The following is an 18836-nucleotide window of genomic DNA, read 5'->3' as shown; positions in this document are numbered from 1 at the left end:
GGAGTCTACATAACCCAAAGCCTATGAAGCAATGCCAATTTTTGATTGGATGGTTATGACCAGCATGTCCACAATGCAGGCATGGCGATGGGCGAAGACCCGTTGCGACACACAACGATCCTGACCGGAGACAACCCCCATGAAACCTGGCCATCCCGCCAGCCCGATGCGCCGCCGCCTGTTGCTAGGCAGTGCCGCCGCCACCGCTGCTGCTGCCACCAGTACCACCAGCCTGCTGATGCCGCGCGTGGCGCACGCCGCGACGTATCCTGACCGCCCCATCACGTTCATCTGCCCTTGGCCCGTTGGTGGCACGGCAGACCAGTCGATGCGCGCGCTGTGCCAGGTGGCGTCGGGCATCCTCAAGCAATCCATCGTCGTGGAAAACCGCGCGGGCGCGTCCGGCATGATCGGCACCAAGGCACTGGCGCGCGCCAACCCGGATGGGTACACCATCGGCCAGATTCCGATTTCGGTGACGCGGTTCTCGCAGCTCGGCATGCTCCAGCTCGACCCGCGCAATGAACTGACGTATCTCGCACGCACCTCGGGGCAGACGTTCGGCATTGCCGTGCCGGCCGGCTCGCGCTTCAAGACCCTGGCGGATGTGATCGCCGAAGCCAAGGCCAATCCGGGCCGCATCACGTATGCCCACGCCGGTATCGGCGGCGCCACGCATGTGGGCATGGAGCAGTTTGCGCTGGCCGCAGGCGTGAAATTCAACGCCATCGCCTACAAGGGTGGCTCGCAGGCGCTGCAGGACGTGCTGGCGAATCAGGTAGACCTGCTCGCGGATTCCAGTTCGTGGGCGCCGCATGTGGAAGCTGGCAAGCTGCGGCTGCTGTGCACGTGGGGCGAGCAGCGCACGCCGCGCTTCAAGGACACGCCCACGCTCAAGGAGCTGGGCTACAACCTCGTGGTGGAAGCGCCCAACGGCATCGGCGCGCCGAAGGGCCTGCCCGCCGACATCGAGAAGAAACTGCGCGATGCGTTCCGCGATGCCGTGGCCAGCACCGAGTTCAAGTCCGTCGCTGCCAAGCTCGACGCCCCGATCATGTATCTCGATGGCCCCGACTACAAGAAGTACGTGGCCGAGGTGTATACGCAGGAAACGCAGTTGATCCAGCGCCTGAAACTCAAGGACATGCTCGCCCAGAGCTGACCTGCATCCCTTGCCAACTGTGACCCCAAACCCCGTCATTCGCCTGCACGCCAACGACAATGTGCTGATCGCACGCACCGACCTGACGCTGGGCCAGCATCTGGAAGAACTGGGCATGCGTGCGCGCGCCCAGGTGCCCGCCGGCCACAAGATCGCCGCACGCGCCATCGCCAAGGGCGAACAGATCCGCAAGTACGACACCGTGATCGGCGTGGCCGACCGTGACATCGCACCGGGCGATCACGTGCACAGCCACAACCTGCGGCTCGTGGATTTCTATCGCGATCCCGAGTTCTGCCGCGATGTGCGTCCCGTGGACTACGTGCCCGAATCGGAGCGCGCGACGTTCATGGGATTCGTGCGCCCCGATGGCCGCGTGGGCACGCGCAACTTCGTCGGCATCCTGTCGTCGGTGAACTGCTCGGCCACGGCGATCAAGCACATTGCCTCGCATTTCACCAAGGAACGGCTTGCCGCGTTTCCCAATGTCGATGGCGTGGTGGCATTCGCGCAGAGCAGCGGCTGCGGCATGTCATCGCCGAGCGAACATTTCGATTTGCTGCGCCGCACGCTGGCGGGCTATGCGCAACATGCAAACCTGGCTGGCGTGCTGATCGTCGGCCTGGGCTGCGAGCGCAACCAGGTGGCGTCACTGGTGGAATCGCAGGGACTGGTGCCGGGCGAGAACCTGCACACGCTTGTCATGCAGGACACGGGCGGTACGCGCGCGACGATTGAAGCAGGTATCCGCGCGGTGGAATCGATGCTGCCAGCCGCCAACGCGTTCACGCGTCAGCCGGTCAGCGCGAGCCATCTCAAGATCGGTCTCGAATGCGGAGGCTCCGATGGCTTCTCGGGCATCACGGCCAACCCGGCGCTCGGTGCGGCGATGGATATCCTTGTGCGGCATGGCGGCACGGCGATACTTTCCGAGACACCGGAGATTCATGGCGTGGAATACATGCTCACGCGGCGCGCGGTGACACCCGAGGTGGGTCAGAAGCTGCTGGATCGGCTGGCGTGGTGGGAACGCTATACCGCCGGGCATAACGCGCAATTCAATGGCGTGGTGGGACACGGCAATCAGCAAGGCGGGCTCGCCAACATCTTCGAGAAATCGCTTGGTTCCGCGATGAAGGGCGGCACCACGCCATTACAGGCCGTGTACGAATACGCCGAGCGCATCGACAAGGCCGGCTTCGTGTTCATGGACTCGCCGGGATATGACCCCGTAGCCGCCACCGGCCAGATCGCCAGCGGCGCCAACCTGATCTGCTTCACCACGGGCCGTGGTTCGATGTTCGGCTCCAAGCCTGCACCGACCATCAAGCTCGCGTCGAACTCGCCGATGTATCACCGGCTGGAAGACGACATGGACATCAACTGCGGCCTCGTGCTCGACGGCGAACTGAGCGTGGCGCAGATGGGCGAACGGATCTTCGCGCATATCCTGCGGGCCGCGTCGGGGGAACCGACCAAGAGCGAACTGCTGGGGCTGGGTGACCATGAGTTCGTGCCCTGGCATGTGGGGATTGTGAGCTAACCAACGACCCCCGCTCTCCCCTCGGTTTGCTCCCCTCTCCCGCTCAGCGGGAGAGGGGCCGGGGGTGAGGGCCAGCCTTTCAACCACCGACTACGCTTCAACCTTCGCGCATGCTCCCCCTCCTCCACACCCAAAACCACATCGCGGGCGAATGGTGCGACAGCCGCGCCCGCTTCGACGTCACCGACCCCGCCACCGGCAACATCATCGCCAGCGTCCCCGACAGCGATGCCGATGACGCAAAACGCGCCACCGACGCCGCCGCAGCAGCATTCCCTGCCTGGAGCCACCGCACGGCGCGTGAGCGCGCGCAGATCATCAAGCGCTGGCATGCCCTGATCCTCGCCAACGAGCAGGACCTCGCACGCATCATCTCCGCCGAACAAGGCAAGCCGATGCATGAGAGCGTGGGCGAGGTACGCTATGGCGCCTCGTACGTGGAATGGTTTGCCGAGGAAGCCACGCGCATCTGCGGCGACGTCATCGCGGAAGCCGTGCCGGGCCGCAAGATGCTCGTACTGAAAGAACCGGTCGGCGTAGTCGCCGCCATCACACCGTGGAACTTCCCGCTGGCGATGATCGCGCGAAAGATCGCGCCAGCACTTGCTGCGGGATGCACGGTCGTGGCCAAGCCCGCCGAAGACACGCCACTCACCGCGCTCGCACTGGTTCACCTGGCAGAACAGGCAGGATTACCAGCCGGCGTGCTCAACATCGTCACCGCCTCGCGCGAACACACGCCAGCCGTCGTCGAGGCCTGGCTGGCAGCCCCCCGCGTGCGCAAGATCACGTTCACGGGTTCCACGCCGGTCGGCAAGCACCTCGCACGCGAGTCGGCGGGCACGCTCAAGAAGGTGTCGCTCGAACTGGGTGGCAACGCACCGTTCATCGTGTTCGACGATGCCGATCTCGACGCCGCCGTCGATGGCCTGATGGCCGCCAAGTTCCGCAACGGCGGCCAGACCTGTGTCTGCCCGAACCGCGTCTACGTGCAGGCGGGCGTACACGATGCCTTCGTGGAGAAGCTGGCCGCACGCGTCGGCGCCCTGCATGTTGGCCCCGCCACCGATCCCGCCTCGCAAATCGGTCCGATGATCAATGCGCGCGCCGTGGAGAAGATCGATCGCCATGTGCGCGATGCCGTGAGCCACGGCGCGCGCGTGGTGGTCGGCGGTGAACGCGTTCGCACCGGCGACGGCCCTCACTACTACGCGCCCACGGTGCTCGTCGGTGCCACGCCCGATATGGCACTGGCGCACGAGGAAACCTTCGGCCCGGTGGCCCCCGTGTTCCGCTTCACGCATGAGGACGAGGTGGTGCGCGACGCCAACGACACGCCTTTCGGCCTGGCCGCGTACTTCTATTCCAACGATGTCCGGCGCATCTGGCGCGTGGCGCAGGCGCTGGAAGCGGGTATCGTCGGCATCAACGAAGGCGCCATCGCCTCGGAAGCCGCACCGTTCGGCGGCGTGAAGGAATCCGGCTATGGCCGCGAAGGATCGCGCCATGGACTTGACGATTACATGCATACCAAGTATCTCTGCCAGGGCCAGCTTGGCTGATCCGCAGGATCTTCGACAGCCAGCCCCAGACATTTCAAGGAGACGCCCCTTCCATGCCCGCCCATAACCCGTTCAAGGCCGCACTGGCCGCACGCCAGCCGCAAATCGGCCTCTGGATGTCCGGCGCCGAGCCCTACATGGCCGAGATCACCGCCACGGCTGGCTTCGACTGGTTACTCGTCGATGGCGAGCACGCGCCCAACGATGTGCGCTCGATCCTGCGCACGCTGCAAGTGCTGGCCCCGTACCGCTCGCAGGCGGTGGTGCGTGCCGTATCGGGCGAGACCGCGCTGATCAAGCAGTTGCTCGATATCGGCGCGCGCACGCTGCTGGTGCCGATGGTCGACACCGCCGAGCAGGCCGCCGCGCTGGTGCGCGCCACGCGCTATCCGCCATTTGGCGTGCGCGGCGTGGGCAGCGCCGTGGCGCGTGTTTCGCAATGGAGTGCCCGCAAGGACTATCTCGACGTGGCCGATGACGAGGTCTGCCTGCTGGTGCAGGCTGAAACCGTTACTGCCATGCAGAACCTGGAAGCAATCTGCGCCGTGGATGGCGTCGATGGCGTGTTCATCGGCCCCGCCGACCTGGCCGCGTCGATGGGCCATCGCGGCAAGCCCGGCCACCCCGAAGTGCAGGCGCAGATCGAACAGGCGATGCGTACCATCGTTGCCAGCGGCAAGGCTGCCGGCACGCTGACTTCTGACAACACGCTGGCACGCCGCTATCTCGACCTGGGCTGCACGTTTGTGGCCACGGGCGTGGATGTGCTGGTCTATGCTAACGCCGCACGCAAGCTCGCCGCCGAATTCCTGCCCGACCGGGCCAACGCGATCGCCGCTCCGGGCGCCGCCTACTGACCGATACCGAAGATGACCGCCCTGCCCTCCTCCGATGTGCTGCTGCAAGCCATGCAGGCCATCGTCGGCCCCAACGGCTGCCTGAGCGCCGAGGCCGACACTCAACCGTTCGTGACCGACTATCGCCGCATTTATCACGGCAAGTCACCGCTCGTCGTGCTGCCTTCCTCCACGGAACAGGTCAGCCAGGTGATGGCGTGGTGCTATGCACACGACGTGCCCGTGGTGCCGCAGGGCGGCAACACCTCGCTGATGGGCGGCGCGGTGCCCGATGACAGCGGCACGGCCATCGTCATCAGCCTCAAGAAGATGAACCGCGTGCTGGCCATCGACACGGTCAATGACACCATGACGCTCGAAGCCGGCGTCACGCTCTCCGCCGCACGCGCCGCCGCCGATGACAGCCGCCGCCTGTTCCCGCTGCGTATCGGCTCAGAAGGGTCGTGCCAGATCGGCGGCAACCTGTCGACCAACGCCGGTGGCACCGCCGTGCTGCGCTACGGCAATATGCGCGACCTTGTACTCGGCATTGAAGTGGTGCTGCCCGATGGCCGCATCTTCTCGTCGCTCAAGGGCCTGCGCAAGGACAACACGGGCTACGACCTGAAGCACCTGTTCGTCGGCGCCGAAGGCACGCTCGGCATCATCACGGGCGCCGTGCTGAAACTGATGCCACAACCGCGCGCCACCGCCGTGGCGTTCGTCGCCGTGCAAAGCCCGGACGCCGCCGTGAAACTGCTGGGCGAAGCGCGCTCGCTCTCCGGCCAGGCCGTCACCGCCTTCGAACTGATCTCGTCTCCCGCACTCGACCTCGTGCTTGGCTATCTCGGTGATGTCCCCTCGCCACTGGAGAACCGCCACGACTGGATGGTGCTGATCGAACTGACCTCGGGCACCGACGAGGAAAGCCTGAATGGCACGCTGATGGAGATCCTCGAAGCCGGACTCGAAAAGGGACTGGTCGTGGACGCCGCCGTGGCATCGAGCCTGGCCGATGTGCAGCAGTTCTGGCGCATCCGCGAGGAAATCTCGGACGCCCAGACCCGCACCGGCGGCAGCATCAAGTGCGATGTCTCCGTGCCGCTGTCGCGCGTGGCACCATTTATCGAAGCCGCCTCGGCCGCCGTGCTCGCGCTGGAACCCGCCACGCGCATGGTGATCTACGGCCACATGGGCGACGGCAACGTCCATTTCAACCCCCTGCGCCCCGCAGACCGCGACGCCAAGGAATTCCTGGCCCAGTGGTACCAGCCCATCTCCGACCTGGTAGACGGCCTGGCCTACGCCGAGAACGGCTCCATCTCAGCCGAACACGGTATCGGCGTCGCCAAGCGCGACGACCTCATCAAGTACAAGTCTGCGGTGGAGCTGGAACTGATGTGGCAGGTCAAGCGGGCGCTGGACCCAAAGAACCTCCTCAATCCGGGAAGGGTGTTGCCGAGGATGGATTGAGACGAGCGTTTTTGACAGGAACGAGAAAGGCGGGGTGCAAACCCCGCCTTTCTCGTTTACTGAAGATGGCGCGACGCCTTACTTCGCTTACTTCGGATTCTTCTTCATCTTTTCCTTCGTATCGCCATACGAAGACTGGGTGCGACCGGCTACCTGTTCGGCCTTGCCCTTCATTTCGGTCGAGGTCTTGCCGGTCATCTTGCCGGCCAGTTCCTTGGCCTTGCCCTTGGCCTCGTTCATGCGGCCCTTCACTTGATCCTTGTTCATGATCGCGCTCCTTGTGATCGGTTCAATCGGTTCAGGAAGGCCCGGTCCCGTCCGCAGCCAGCCTGGCAGGCCGGATGGCGTCGGAAGCAGGGCTCAGGGACAGTTTAGGAAACCATTGGAAAATCCCCTGTAGGACTTCGCCGTAATGGGTTGTGGGAGAGACACCGGATTTCCTAAACTCGCATCGTGAGAAAACTGAATTCCGCCGGCGGCGAATCCTTGCGACCATGGGAGCGCCAACCCCATCCATGTACGGCAACCCCGCATGCGCCTGAAACACCTCGCCCTTGCCGCCACCTGCCTGTGCGCCGCCGCCCCGGCTGATGCGCAGTTCCGCATTACCGGCGCAAATGTGCAGAAACAGGCGAACGGGGTGATGTCTCTGATGGCGTATTCGGTGGTGCCGGACCTGGCCTCCAGTTCCTTGTCGATCAATAACGCCACCAGCGGAGACCCGGGCATCATGATGTCCCAGCTTGGCGGCGGCTTCACCCTCAGCAAATCCTTCCCCCTGTATCTGGAAGGGGCGATCGCTTACAGCCGCTACGATCCGACCTTTGTGGCCACAGACGGCTCTGATTCCCGCCAGATTCCCACCCGCTGGAACACCTTCTCGGGCACCGTGGGGATCGGCTGGGATTTCCCCCTCACGGAAAACAAGGAACTGGTGTTCCGCCCGATCTTTAATGCTTCGATCGGCAATGTCTCCAGCGACCTCGCCGTGGCCAAGGTCGTGGTCGAGCGCGCGGTGGACGAGCAGATCAATTTTCTGGACAAGGGCTCGCTCAACGCCTACGGGCTAGGGGGTTCGGTGATGCTGGATTGGGAGCACTACCGGCCCGAGCACGATATCGATGTCGAACTCCGGTACACAAATATCTATCTGCAGACCTTCGGCGGTACATCCTCAGGGGTCAAGGGCTCGGCCACGGCGCAGACCGCCAATCTGTATGCCCGCTGGCGCGCACCCCTGTTTAACTTGCGAGCGCTGGACCGGCCCGTGCGCTACGTGCTGGAGCTATCGCATTCCCAATACCTCGGCAGCCAGGCCGATGTGCTCGGCTTCAACCGGCTGACCACGCTCGGCACCGGGCTGGAACTCGATACCAGTGCGCACGAGGTCTTTGTTACCCGGATTCGCGCCGTGGTCCGCTATGTGTTTGGCAACAACGTTTCCGGCTTTTCGCTGGGGCTGGCGGCGAGCTTCTAGCCACGATCTCGCCACATCGGGCGAGTGATGTCTCTCCGGATCAAGCGCGGGATGTAAGCGAACGTAAATCCCGCCCGGGCGCACCGATATTCCCGGCAGGCCCGTACACCAGCGTCCCGGCGCGGGATAAAATCTCGCCCTTCCTGTCGGCGCGCCCCCGCCAATGTTCCTGAACGACCCCGTAATCCTTCTTGCCGTCATCACGCCCTTTGGTCTGATGACGACGCTGCTGTTATGCCTCTCCTATCTGGGACTGGGCAAGCACAATACTTCCCTGCACTGGTGGCTGGCCGGCGACCTGCTGATGGCGGCCTATCACGTGGCGGCGCTGCTGCAGCCCGGCGTGCCTTCCGGATCGCTCGCCTGGCTGCCCGTTTTCACACCGGCCGGCGCGCATGCGGTGGGCACCACGCTGCTCATGACCGCAGTGGGCGCCCATACTCTGGCGCTCTATCACCTGCTGGAACGCGGCCATTCGCGCGCGTGGCATCTGCGCATGCTGCTGGGCGTGCCCATGTTGTATCTCGCTGGTGCCTTGCTTGCGTTGCACAGCCCCTACACCCTGCCGTGGTTCTGCCTCTGCATGTTCGCTTCGATTGCGATCCAGGCCCGCGTGACATGGCGCATGGCGCGCAGCTATCGCGGCGCATGGGGGTTGCTGGCGGGACAAGCCGTCCTGCTCGCCTTTCAGGGTTCCGGCGCGATCATGCTGACCTTGCATCCGCTGCCGCCGCTGCCCTTTCACGCGCCGTTCTTCCCGACCATCGACGCGCTGCTGATGGATGCACTGGTGTCGTTCCTGCTCACGCTGAGTTACGCACTGGCGCTGCAGGAGCAACTGCGCCAGCGCATCCTGAACCTCAGCCGTACCGATTCGCTGACCGGGGCATTGAACCGTCGCGGTGCCGGTGACATCGTGGCAGCAGAATGGCAGCGCGCACGCACCGATCCGCATCCGCTGGCGATTGCCATGATCGATCTCGACCGCTTCAAGTCGATCAACGACCAGTACGGCCATGCGATTGGCGATGCCGCGTTGCAGGCGTTCTCCAACACGGTGATGCGCCTGAAGCGGCAGCGCGATGTGCTGGTGCGCTGGGGCGGCGAGGAGTTCCTGATCCTGCTGCCGTACACCGACGTGACGCAGGCCCACGGCTTTCTCAAGCGCCTGCGCGACGCGCTGCACAACGGGCCTGTCACGCCCTGGCTGCCCTTCGCGCTCGAATTCAGCGCCGGTGTGGCGGACACCGATACGCTTGCCAGCATCCCCGATTTCGAGGCCCTGCTGCGCGAAGTCGATCAGGCGCTCTATCGCGCCAAGCGCGAGCGAAACAGCATCGAACTCGTGAATCCCGCCTGACGGAACGCTGATCACTCACCCGCTCTTCACCGTGCCCGTTGTGGCCCAATAAACGGACAAGGGGCGGGTTTCCCCGGTTGACACTGCCTCGGCAAACCCCTACATTGCCCGGGCAGATCTAGATAAGAGACCATCTGTAAGATGGTCTCTTAGCGCGTGCAATTTGCGCGGCCTCTTACAGAACAACGATAAGGAGACCGCCGTGCAAACCTCTGCCATCAAGCTTCGTGGCATCGACGATGTCATCGCCTTCATAGATTGCTGTCCTGGCATTCGCGGCCGCGCCGGCGTCATCTGGTGGCTGGCACTCGGCGGACTGTTCCTCGACGCCTTCTCCAATTCCGCTTTGAGCGCCGGCCTCGGGCCGATGACGCGCAACCTCCAGCTCGAACCCGGGCAGGTCGCATTGCTGACCTCGTTCGCATCGTGGGTCGCCATCGCATTCAACCCCATCGGCGGATGGATGGCCGACCGCTGGGGCCGCGTCAAGCCGCTGATCCTCGCGAAAATCTTTGCCGTCGCGGGCGCCGTACTCGTAGTGCTGGCGCCCGATTTCGGGCAGATCCTGGTGGGCCGTTTCTTCGTGGGCGCGGCCTATGGCATCGATTTCGCCATCGCCATGGCCGTGCTGGCCGAGTTCACGCCGGTCAAGCTCAAGAGCCGCCTCAATACGTGGCAGGGCATGTGGTACACGGCCGTGTGCCTGAACCTGGTGCTGGCGCTGCTCTTCTATTCGTGGAATGTTGGCGACACGATCTGGCGCTACTCGGTGGCCGCCACCGCAGTCTTCGGCGTGGGCATCCTGATCCTGCAAGCGCTGTTCCTCGTGGAAAGCCCCACGTGGCTGGCGCGCAAGGAGCGTCTCGAAGCCGCTGCCGTGGCGATGACCCGCATCTACGGCCGCCCGTTCGTGGCCGCGCCTGCTGCCGAACGCATTCCCGTCACCAACCTCGCGCGTCGGGGCCTGGCCAACGTGTTGCTGATCTTCCGTGGCATCTACCTGCCGCGTACCGTGCTGGCCGCCACCGTGCAGATCGGCCAGTCGATCCAGTATTTCGGTATTGGCTGGTATCTGCCGCTGATCAGCGCGGCGCTGTTCGGCAAGGACTTTGTCTACGCGACGATTGGCGCGCTGGTCTTCAATGTCTGCGGCATCTTCGGCGGCTTCCTCTCGCCGCTGATCGGCCGCAAGCTCGGTCTGCGCCGCGCCTCGGCATTTGGCTTCGCAGCGGTCTTCGTGATGCTGCTGACACTGGGCCTGTTCAACGGCAAGATGCCGACGTGGGTGGCCGTGGTCGTGCCCTCGCTCTTCATCCTCTTCCACTCGGGCGGCCCGGGTGCCAATGGCAAGAGTCTGTCGTCGCTGTCGTTCCGCAGCGAACTGCGTGCCGGTGCCAATGGTGTGATCGGCGCACTGGGCGCCATCGGCGCGGCGCTGGGCCTGCTGGTGTTCCCGCTGTTCCGTGCGCGGTACGGGCTGGAAACCACCTTCCTGATTCTCTCCGTCGTGCCATTCATCGCCAGCATCATCTGCTTCGTGATCCGCTGGGACCCCACGCGCACGGCGATCCACCCTGATAACGAAACCGACGCGCCGCAGTTCCGCAGCGATGCACGCGACAGCGCCGGATACATGCAACCTGCCACCGAGAAATAATCCGAATGCCACACAGGAAAGTCATCCTCGCGATCGACGAGGGGACGTCCGGCACGCGGGCAGCGGTCGTCGGCGCCGACGGCCATGTCTCGTGCCTGCAATACACGCCCCTGCAGGTCGATTCCCCACGCCCCGGCGTGGTCGAACAAGATGCCAACGTACTGCTCGACAAGACGCTCGACGTCTGCCGCGCCACGCTGGCCGAAGCCGCACGCGGGAAACTCGAAGTCGTGGCGCTGGCCGTGGCAACGCAACGCGCCACTGCCGTGCTCTGGGATACGCGTACCGGCCGCGCGCTGGTGCCTGCCATGGTCTGGCAGGACACGCGCTACGCCGCCGAACTGGATCGGCTCGCGCCCGATTGGGACCCACGCCTGCGCAGCATGGTGGGCCGACCGGCCGGCGTGCGCTCGCCCTATCTCTGGGCAGCGCGGCACCTGCGCGAGACACCGGCCGTGGCCGATGCCTTGCGCGAGCGGCGGCTCGCCTTCGGCACCGTCGACACGTGGCTGCTCTGGCATCTGTCCACAGAGCGCGCGTGCGTGACCACGCCGACCAATGCCACCTCGTGCAGCGCCTACGTGCTCGGCGAGAACCGCTATCTGGACGAATGGATCGACGCGCTCGGCTTTCCGCATGAACTGCTGCCAGCCCTGCGCCAGGACGCTGACGATTTCGGGCGCACGCGCGCCGATCTGCTCGGCATCGACGTACCGATCCTCGCCTGCGCGGGCGATCAGCTTGCTGGCGCCGTGGGACTGGGTTGCCTCGACGCCGGCCAGTCGATGTGCCTGCACGGCACAGGCAGCTTTGTCGATCTTGTGATCGGTCCCGACCTGCCCATACACACCGGCCAGTCCGACAGCACGCTGACGATGACCGCACGGCGCTGCCAGGGGGTTTCGCACTTCTCGGTGGAAACCTTCGTGGCCACCACTGGTTCGGCCCTGAACTGGGTCTGCGACAAGCTGCACTGGTTCGAGAACGCGAAGCAGATCAGCGCGCTGGCCGCCACGGTGCCGTCATCGCGCGGCGTGACATTCATTCCCGCCCTGACCGGCCTGCGGGTGCCGCAGATGCAGCCCGAGGCCCGCGCCGCGCTCAATGGTGTGTCAATGGCGACCACGCAGGCCGAGATCGCGTACGCCATCCTCTCCGGCATCGCGCATTCGGTGACCTCCTGCATCGATGCCAACCGTGAGATCGCGGGCGTCGATGTATCGAGCCTCGTGGTCGGCGGCGGGCTGTCCGGCAGCGATGCCCTGCTGCAGATGCAGGCCGATCTCACCGGCCTGCCCATCCATCGCATGAAGGAAACCGATCGCGCCAGCCTGCGCGGCATTGCGTGGCTGGCCGGCGCGCAGGGCCTGCTCTGGGATTCTCTGGAGCAGGCGCGTACCACCACGGAGCCGGATGCGGTGTTCATGCCGCGCATCGGCAACGACGAACGGGCCGAACGACGTGCACTCTGGCACGCGCGCGTGGCCTCCGAACTGAACCACGTGCAGGCATTTGCCGCGCACTGAACGATACGATCTGGAGACCTCAGCAACATGATGGTTCTGCCATCCCGCGGCGCCAATCGGGAACGCGCCGCCATGACCAGCACCGAGCCCTTGCGGCTGGTGCGCACCGAACAGCTCGACCGGCTTGCCAGCGAGACGTTCGATATCCTCATCGTCGGCGGTGGCGTCACTGGCGCCTATGCCGCACTCGACGCCAGCTTGCGCGGATACCGCGTGGCACTCGTCGAGAAATGCGACTTCGCCTCGGGCACCTCGTCGAAATCCTCGAAGATGGTCCACGGCGGCCTGCGTTACATCGAACAGGGCAACCTGGGGCTCGTGCGCCATTCACTGCTGGAGCGCCAACGCCTGCGCCGCAACGCGCGGCATCTGGTGCAGCGCCTGCCCTTCCTGTTCCCCGTCATGGAACGCGACGGCGTGTTCGACAAGCGCCTTGCCAAAGCCTTCGAGGGATTGCTATGGACCTACGACCTGGCCGGTGGCTGGCGCGAAGGCATCCTGCACCAGAAGCTGACCAAGGCCGAAGTGCTGTCGCACTGCCCCACGTTCAACGAAGCCAATCTGAAAGGCGGCTTCCTGTACTTCGATGCGCGCGTGGACGATGCGCGGCTGACGCTCGACATCGCACGCACCGCAGCATTTCACGGTGCCGCAGTGACCAATCACGCGCAGGTGATGGAGATCACGCGCAACGCGCATGACAAGGTCGATGGCGCGATCGTCCACGCCGATGGCCGCGAAATCCGCGTGCGCGCCGGTGCCGTGATCATGGCGACGGGCGTGTGGCTGCGCGACTGGACCGGCCGACGCAAGGGCGAGGCCAAGACGCTGCACATCCGTCCGGCCAAGGGCGTACACGTTGCCATCCCATGGCTCAAGATCCGCAACGATTGCACGGTGACGATTCCTGTGCCGGGCCGCAGCCGCCGCGCCACCATCACACGTTGGGGCGATGTGTCCTACCTCGGCACCACCGACGAAGACTACGACGGCGATCTCGACAACGTCATGTGCACGCGGCAGGAACTCGATTTCCTGCTCGAAGGTGCGCGCTCGGCGCTCAAGACCGACCTGCAGCCCGAGGATGTGGTCGGCAGCATTGCCGGTTGCCGGCCGCTGGTAGCACCGCCCGGCGGCAAGACGCTGGAGATTCGTCGCGACCACGAGATCCATGTGGCCAACGACGGGCTGGTAACGATTGTCGGCGGCAAGCTGACCACCTCGCGTCATATGGCCGAGCAGACCATCGATGCCGTGCAGAAAGTCATCGGCAAGCGCGGCAAATGCCGCACGAAATCGGCCTATCTGCTGGGCGCGGCGGGCTACGACCCGCAGGCCATCGTCGCGTCGGGCGGCATGTCCGCGCACCTGGGCGAACGCTACGGCACCGAGGCCCGCTTTGTCAGCGACATCCTGCAGGCCGACCCATCGCTCGCGAAGCCCATTGTCGAAGGGCTGCCGCATACCGAAGCCGAGATCGTCTACGCAGTGCGCCATGAACTGGCTGGCACCGTCGATGACGTGCTCTCGCGACGCATCCGCGCACGCCTGATGGCGCGCGATGCATCCGCCGTCGCCGCGCCGCGCGTGGCGCAGATCCTCCAGGCCGAGCTCGGATTGTCCGGGCAGGCCGTGGCACGGCAGGTCAGTGATTACCTGGCCGCCGTTGCCCTCGAAAAATCCGTCCTTATGGGAGAGACAGCATGATCAGCAAGGAAGCCATCAAGCGCGGTTACAACCGCGGCAACTACGTCGTCGGCAAGCACACGCCCCCGCACTTCGCGGCCAGCATCACGCAGACGCCGGACGCGCCGGGGCTGCAGCGCGATGCCGTGACCATCGACACCGCCACGCTCGATGCCCTGCGCGGCGCCGCCGACGAAGTGCTGACCGGCACCGGCGACGTGGTGAACTGGACGCGCGACTGGTGGGCCGGTTCGATGATGACCGAGACCGGCGGCAAGCCGGCCACGCCGCGCGGCGCCATCGTGCGCGTATCAACGGTGGAGCAGATCCAGGCCGTGATGCGCATCGCCCATGCCGGCGCGATTCCCGTCACCGTATCGGCGGGCCGCAGCAACGTGACCGGCGCCGCACTGCCGGTGCGCGGCGGCATCGTGCTCGACGTCTGCGAACTGAACCGCCTGCTGGGCTTTGACCGCGAAAGCCAGATCGTCGAAGTGGAATCGGGCATGTTCGGCGATATCTTCGAGCAGACCATCCAGCACGAATACGGCATGACGATGGGCCACTGGCCGTCGTCGTACGCCATCAGCACCGTAGGCGGCTGGGTGGCGTGCCGTGGCGCCGGACAACTGTCCACGCGCTACGGCAAGATCGAGGACATGGTCGTCGGCATGGACGTGGTGCTGGCCGATGGCAGCCTGGTCACCGTGGGCGGCTATCCGCGTGCGGCGCTCGGTCCTGACCTGATGCAGATGTTCGTCGGCTCCGAAGGCACGCTTGGCGTGATCGTGCGCGTGCGGCTGAAGCTCCATCGCCTGCCGGACTATGGCCGCGCCATCGCCTACGGCTTCAGCAGCTTCGCCGTAGGGCTGGAAGCGTGCCGCCAGATCATGCAGCAAGGCGCCAACCCTGCGGCGCTGCGTCTCTATGACGAACTGGAGAGCGGCGTGCAGTTCGGTTTGCCCGAGACCAACGTGCTGCTCGTGGCCGACGAAGGCGCACAGGAAATGGTCGATGCCGTGATGGCGATCAGCACGCGCGTCTGCGCCGGACTCGGCGACAAGCTCGACGGCGATGCCATCTTCGAACGCTGGCTCGATACGCGCTACCTCACCGGCAAGAGCGCCGAAGGCTTCAAGCGCAGTCCCGGCTTCGTGGCCGATACGCTGGAAATGGCCGGCCCGTGGAGCGATCTCGCCGCGATCTACACCGACGTGGTGGCCGCGATCAATGCCGTGCCGGGCACGCTGGCCGGCTCCGCGCATCAGTCGCATGCCTATGTGGATGGCGCCTGCCTGTACTTCTCGTTGCGCGGGGACGTGGCGGTGGAAAATCGCCAACAGTGGTATCGCGCCGCATGGGATGCCGCCAACGCGGTGCTGATCCAATACAATGCCGCGCTGAGCCACCACCATGGCATTGGCCTGCTGCGCGCGCCGTACATGGCAGATTCGCTCGACACGGCATTCCCGGTACTGGAAGCCGTCAAGCGCGCGCTCGATCCGCAGAACATCCTCAATCCGGGCAAGCTCGGCCTCTCCGACGTGCTGGCCCACGAAAGCAAGAAGTAAACATGGACAGGTCTCTCGGCGCCCGCCTCACACGCCACCCCGTTATCGCCACGCTCTACGGCGTGGAACAGGTCGAAGCCATCCTCGGCAGCGAAGCCGAAGTGGCCATCGTGGCTAACGTGGAACTGCGCAAGCTCCAGCCCGTGATCGCCACGCTGACAAAGGCCGGCAAATACGTGATCGTCAATATCGATAGCTGCGAAGGGCTGTCGCAAGACAAGGGCGGCGTCGAGTACCTGGCCGACATCGGGGTCACAAGCCTGGTGTCGACCCGCGTGGCGACCATCCAGCGCGCCAACCGCGCCGGCATGGTGACCATGCAGAAAGTCTTCGTCACGGATCGCTCTACATGGCCACGCAGCGTCAAGGCGCTGGAACAGAGCGACCCCAACCTCGTGCAGTTGATGCCCGCGCCAATGCTGTCGCATCTGCCAGAAGCCGACCGCAAGGCACTGCCACCCATCGTGACGTCGGGCTTCGTGTGTAATCAGGACGATATCCGCACTGCACTGGCTCATGGGGCTGTGGCGATTTCCACGAGTGATCGGAAGTTGTGGGATTTGGAGGCTGGGGCGGTGAAGGGGAAGTAGGGGATATCTTTTGGCGGGACGAGGAAACCCACCGGCATCGGCGGGGGCGTCATGGGATGGGGGCGCCATTTCGGTATGCAGGTGGATAGTCTTCACGAAGATTTTGTCCGCATTGGCACTTGGTTGCACCCAGATCGACGGCTTTCGAGTGCTTGTTCCGTGGAATTTTCCCGCAACGCGGACACCTGAACGCATGCTCGCATGCGCGCTCCAGCAATAGATGAATGATCCAGCGCTTGGGAATAAGGTAGATGGCATATACGAAACCGAACAATGCCCCGATCGACGCGCCTTTGCTGACGTACAGCCAATTATCCGGGGCCGCTGGCCCGCTTTTTCCCTGATTAATCCACTCCCATCTAAAAATGTTCTTTAAAATAACGTAGGCTATGAATCCGAATAGCATAGAAAAGCATAGCCAAAAAATAATTTTTTGGCGCTTTGTTTTTGGATTGCCATGAATAGAAACCCCCATATATTCACTATTTAATTTTCTCTGGCGGTCACGGCTGACTGCGGTGTCCCGCAGGCTGGCGAGGTTGACATCGCCACCGACATCGGCCCATACCTTGCCGTCGCTTAACACCCGGACCGCGGGTCTAAACATTATCTCGATTATTCGGCGACTCGAATGAGTCAGGCGGGTCACTGAGCAATCCGGCTTTTCGTAGTGGCTCCGGTAATTTTTTTGTTAAAATTGGGAAAAATATAATAAATAATGGTGCGCCGATATAAACCAATGATTCATTATCTCCAATATCAAAGACGATATTGAGCAGACCTGAGATTAGGAATGACCAGCAGCCAGCTCCAAAAGCCGAGGTTAAATAAACAGTAAACGTTATCTGAAGTCTCGCGTACGTAGACCGCCAATTCATTTTTCCTCTCCAGTTTTATTGATATCATTGACGACAGTTACGGTCTTCGAGCCAGCTCCAAATAGAAGAATGCTTTGAGTGGTCCCATAAGGAGCAGGGCGATTGATAAATGGGATGAGCGTTTGGTTTCTGATATTTGGTACCGAAACGCCGAACATGCTCTTCGGTCGATTCATACCCTCGAGATTGCCGATTTTGAGGGGAACGGAGACTCTCAAGGCGGCGACGGAAGCCATGAGATTTAATCCGTCATACGCCGTATCACCCCATGAAGGGTTTATTTGGTTGATGCCATATCGTAAGGGGTTGATTCCAGATCGATTCTTGCCTTCATAGCGCGCAAAGAGGCCATCAGCGCCCTCGTATGCGTCGCTCAAACCGAACGCCACCATGAATCCACCTGGTACACACCCAACCGCGTTAGCGCAAAGCGCTGCGCCAGTCTTGGCAGTCACACCTCCTAACACAATTTTGGATGCGTCTTTTGCGACTCCCCATGGGTCGCTCTTCGCGGCATCGCCTACTTTTTGCCTAGGCGTGTAAGCAAAGAACCCCGCTTCTTTCTGACGCTGGACCCATTCAATCTCCTGCGTCAATTCTCCCGCTGACACCGTGCTTACATAATTCTGGTTGTAGGCGTCGCTGCCGACCGGATATTCCGCCCAGCATTTGACTTCATAGCAGGCGGCCTTAGTGAGTCGGGCTTCCTTCTCGGCATCACCATTGGCTTGGGCTCGAATCTTCTCTTTTTCATCCGAATGCAACTGCCGATTAAACCGATCCACATTCGCCCCAGTAGCCGCACCTGCACCACCACCTACAGCCGCCCCAATTCCCCCAGCCACGATATTCGCCGCAAGATTCCCAATCGCTTCATCGAGATTGGCATTCCCGGTGCCAACGCTTCCTGACACGGCACTACCCAGTTCCGCCAACTTCCCAGCCGCCAGCGATGACGCCCCGGCACCGACCGCGCCAGCAATCGCATTCCCACCACCCAGCCCGGCGATCATTGCGCCGCCCGCAGCGTGCAGACCGGCGCGGTAGTCGCCGCCTTCCTTCCAGCCCTTGACATCGGCGGTGGCCTTTTCCAGGTTGGCGCGGTTGTCGTCGCTGGGGTCGGCCTCGAATGCTTTCTGCGCCTTGTCCTGGGCTATCGCTGCATCCTTGAGCTTGCTGCTGGCAATATCCCCCACCGACTTCGCCACAGCCTCGCCAGCCGCCTGCGCCGCAGCCATCGTGTCCGCTTGCTTGTTCAGCAAGTTGTTGAGGTCGGGGCCTTTGCGAACGGTCGAATTGGTATCAGTCGTATCGCGATTCAGGGTGGCTACGTCCTGCTTCTGGTTGGCGTCGTCAGTGATGTGGATCGTGCCCTCCGCAATGCCGGACTGCGCCGTGCCGCGTTGGCGGCCGCTTTCGTGCTGGGGAATCATGGGGCTGATGCCACCGGTGTTCTTGCCCGAGGTCTGGCCGGTCTTCTCGTCCTTGACCTTGGGGCCGAAGGTGAAGCCACCG

The 18836-nt window shown here is 63.6% G+C and carries 14 protein-coding genes and 1 pseudogene; 12 read left to right on the top strand and 3 right to left on the bottom strand.

Features of this window, described 5'->3' with window-relative positions; genetic code table 11:
* The first annotated feature begins 139 nt into the window (after positions 1 to 139).
* The 5 genes from ABDB81_RS11335 to ABDB81_RS11315 all read left to right on the top strand — a co-directional run bounded on the left by ABDB81_RS11335 (position 140) and on the right by ABDB81_RS11315 (position 6576).
* Complete coding sequence (locus ABDB81_RS11335; protein ID WP_137928077.1) at positions 140 to 1162, top strand: tripartite tricarboxylate transporter substrate binding protein; 1023 nt, start codon at positions 140 to 142, stop codon at positions 1160 to 1162.
* A 19-nt stretch (positions 1163 to 1181) separates the two neighbouring features.
* Positions 1182 to 2705: an altronate dehydratase family protein gene (locus tag ABDB81_RS11330; protein WP_346811269.1), complete on the top strand. Its 1524-nt coding sequence runs from the start codon at positions 1182 to 1184 to the stop codon at positions 2703 to 2705.
* A 110-nt stretch (positions 2706 to 2815) separates the two neighbouring features.
* Positions 2816 to 4267, top strand: a complete 1452-nt coding sequence (locus ABDB81_RS11325) for an NAD-dependent succinate-semialdehyde dehydrogenase (protein WP_346811168.1) — start codon at positions 2816 to 2818, stop codon at positions 4265 to 4267.
* Between the two features lie 53 nt (positions 4268 to 4320).
* Positions 4321 to 5124, top strand: a complete 804-nt coding sequence (gene hpaI / locus ABDB81_RS11320; RefSeq protein WP_137928075.1) for a 4-hydroxy-2-oxoheptanedioate aldolase — start codon at positions 4321 to 4323, stop codon at positions 5122 to 5124.
* Between the two features lie 12 nt (positions 5125 to 5136).
* Complete coding sequence (locus tag ABDB81_RS11315) at positions 5137 to 6576, top strand: FAD-binding oxidoreductase (RefSeq protein WP_346811166.1); 1440 nt, start codon at positions 5137 to 5139, stop codon at positions 6574 to 6576.
* 87 nt (positions 6577 to 6663) lie between these two features.
* Here ABDB81_RS11315 and ABDB81_RS11310 read toward each other — a convergent pair whose 3' ends face one another.
* Positions 6664 to 6843 carry a CsbD family protein gene (locus ABDB81_RS11310; protein WP_137928258.1) on the bottom strand — a complete coding sequence of 60 codons (180 nt, stop codon included), beginning with the start codon at positions 6841 to 6843 and terminating at the stop codon, positions 6664 to 6666.
* A gap of 265 nt (positions 6844 to 7108) precedes the next feature.
* On the opposite strand from ABDB81_RS11310, the gene ABDB81_RS11305 reads away from it, so the two are divergent.
* The 7 genes from ABDB81_RS11305 (at position 7109) to ABDB81_RS11275 (ending at position 16443) form a co-directional block, all read left to right on the top strand.
* Positions 7109 to 8053 carry a hypothetical protein gene (locus tag ABDB81_RS11305; RefSeq protein WP_346811165.1) on the top strand — a complete coding sequence of 315 codons (945 nt, stop codon included), beginning with the start codon at positions 7109 to 7111 and terminating at the stop codon, positions 8051 to 8053.
* A 163-nt stretch (positions 8054 to 8216) separates the two neighbouring features.
* Positions 8217 to 9413, top strand: coding sequence for a GGDEF domain-containing protein (locus ABDB81_RS11300; RefSeq protein WP_137928256.1), 1197 nt, complete (start codon positions 8217 to 8219; stop codon positions 9411 to 9413).
* A 202-nt stretch (positions 9414 to 9615) separates the two neighbouring features.
* Positions 9616 to 11070 carry an MFS transporter gene (locus tag ABDB81_RS11295; protein ID WP_346811163.1) on the top strand — a complete coding sequence of 485 codons (1455 nt, stop codon included), beginning with the start codon at positions 9616 to 9618 and terminating at the stop codon, positions 11068 to 11070.
* Between the two features lie 5 nt (positions 11071 to 11075).
* Positions 11076 to 12596 carry an FGGY family carbohydrate kinase gene (locus ABDB81_RS11290; RefSeq protein ID WP_160473444.1) on the top strand — a complete coding sequence of 507 codons (1521 nt, stop codon included), beginning with the start codon at positions 11076 to 11078 and terminating at the stop codon, positions 12594 to 12596.
* Between the two features lie 27 nt (positions 12597 to 12623).
* Positions 12624 to 14303 (top strand): glycerol-3-phosphate dehydrogenase/oxidase, encoded by a 1680-nt coding sequence (locus ABDB81_RS11285; protein ID WP_346811162.1) that lies wholly within the window; start codon positions 12624 to 12626, stop codon positions 14301 to 14303.
* Positions 14300 to 15853 carry an FAD-binding oxidoreductase gene (locus ABDB81_RS11280; RefSeq protein ID WP_346811160.1) on the top strand — a complete coding sequence of 518 codons (1554 nt, stop codon included), beginning with the start codon at positions 14300 to 14302 and terminating at the stop codon, positions 15851 to 15853. The genes ABDB81_RS11285 and ABDB81_RS11280 overlap by 4 nt, the downstream gene beginning before the upstream one ends.
* Before the next feature lie 2 nt (positions 15854 to 15855).
* Positions 15856 to 16443 (top strand): glycerol-3-phosphate responsive antiterminator, encoded by a 588-nt coding sequence (locus ABDB81_RS11275; protein ID WP_346811159.1) that lies wholly within the window; start codon positions 15856 to 15858, stop codon positions 16441 to 16443.
* 49 nt (positions 16444 to 16492) lie between these two features.
* Here the strand turns inward: ABDB81_RS11275 and ABDB81_RS11270 are convergent, their stop codons facing one another.
* Complete coding sequence (locus ABDB81_RS11270) at positions 16493 to 17092, bottom strand: hypothetical protein (protein ID WP_346811157.1); 600 nt, start codon at positions 17090 to 17092, stop codon at positions 16493 to 16495.
* Between the two features lie 225 nt (positions 17093 to 17317).
* A pseudogene (locus ABDB81_RS11265) lies at positions 17318 to 18836 on the bottom strand (filamentous hemagglutinin); the annotation flags it as partial.

Origin of the sequence: Cupriavidus sp. DL-D2, from assembly GCF_039710735.1 — a bacterium.
Taxonomy (GTDB): domain Bacteria; phylum Pseudomonadota; class Gammaproteobacteria; order Burkholderiales; family Burkholderiaceae; genus Cupriavidus.
This window is presented reverse-complemented; position numbering and strand designations above follow the sequence as displayed.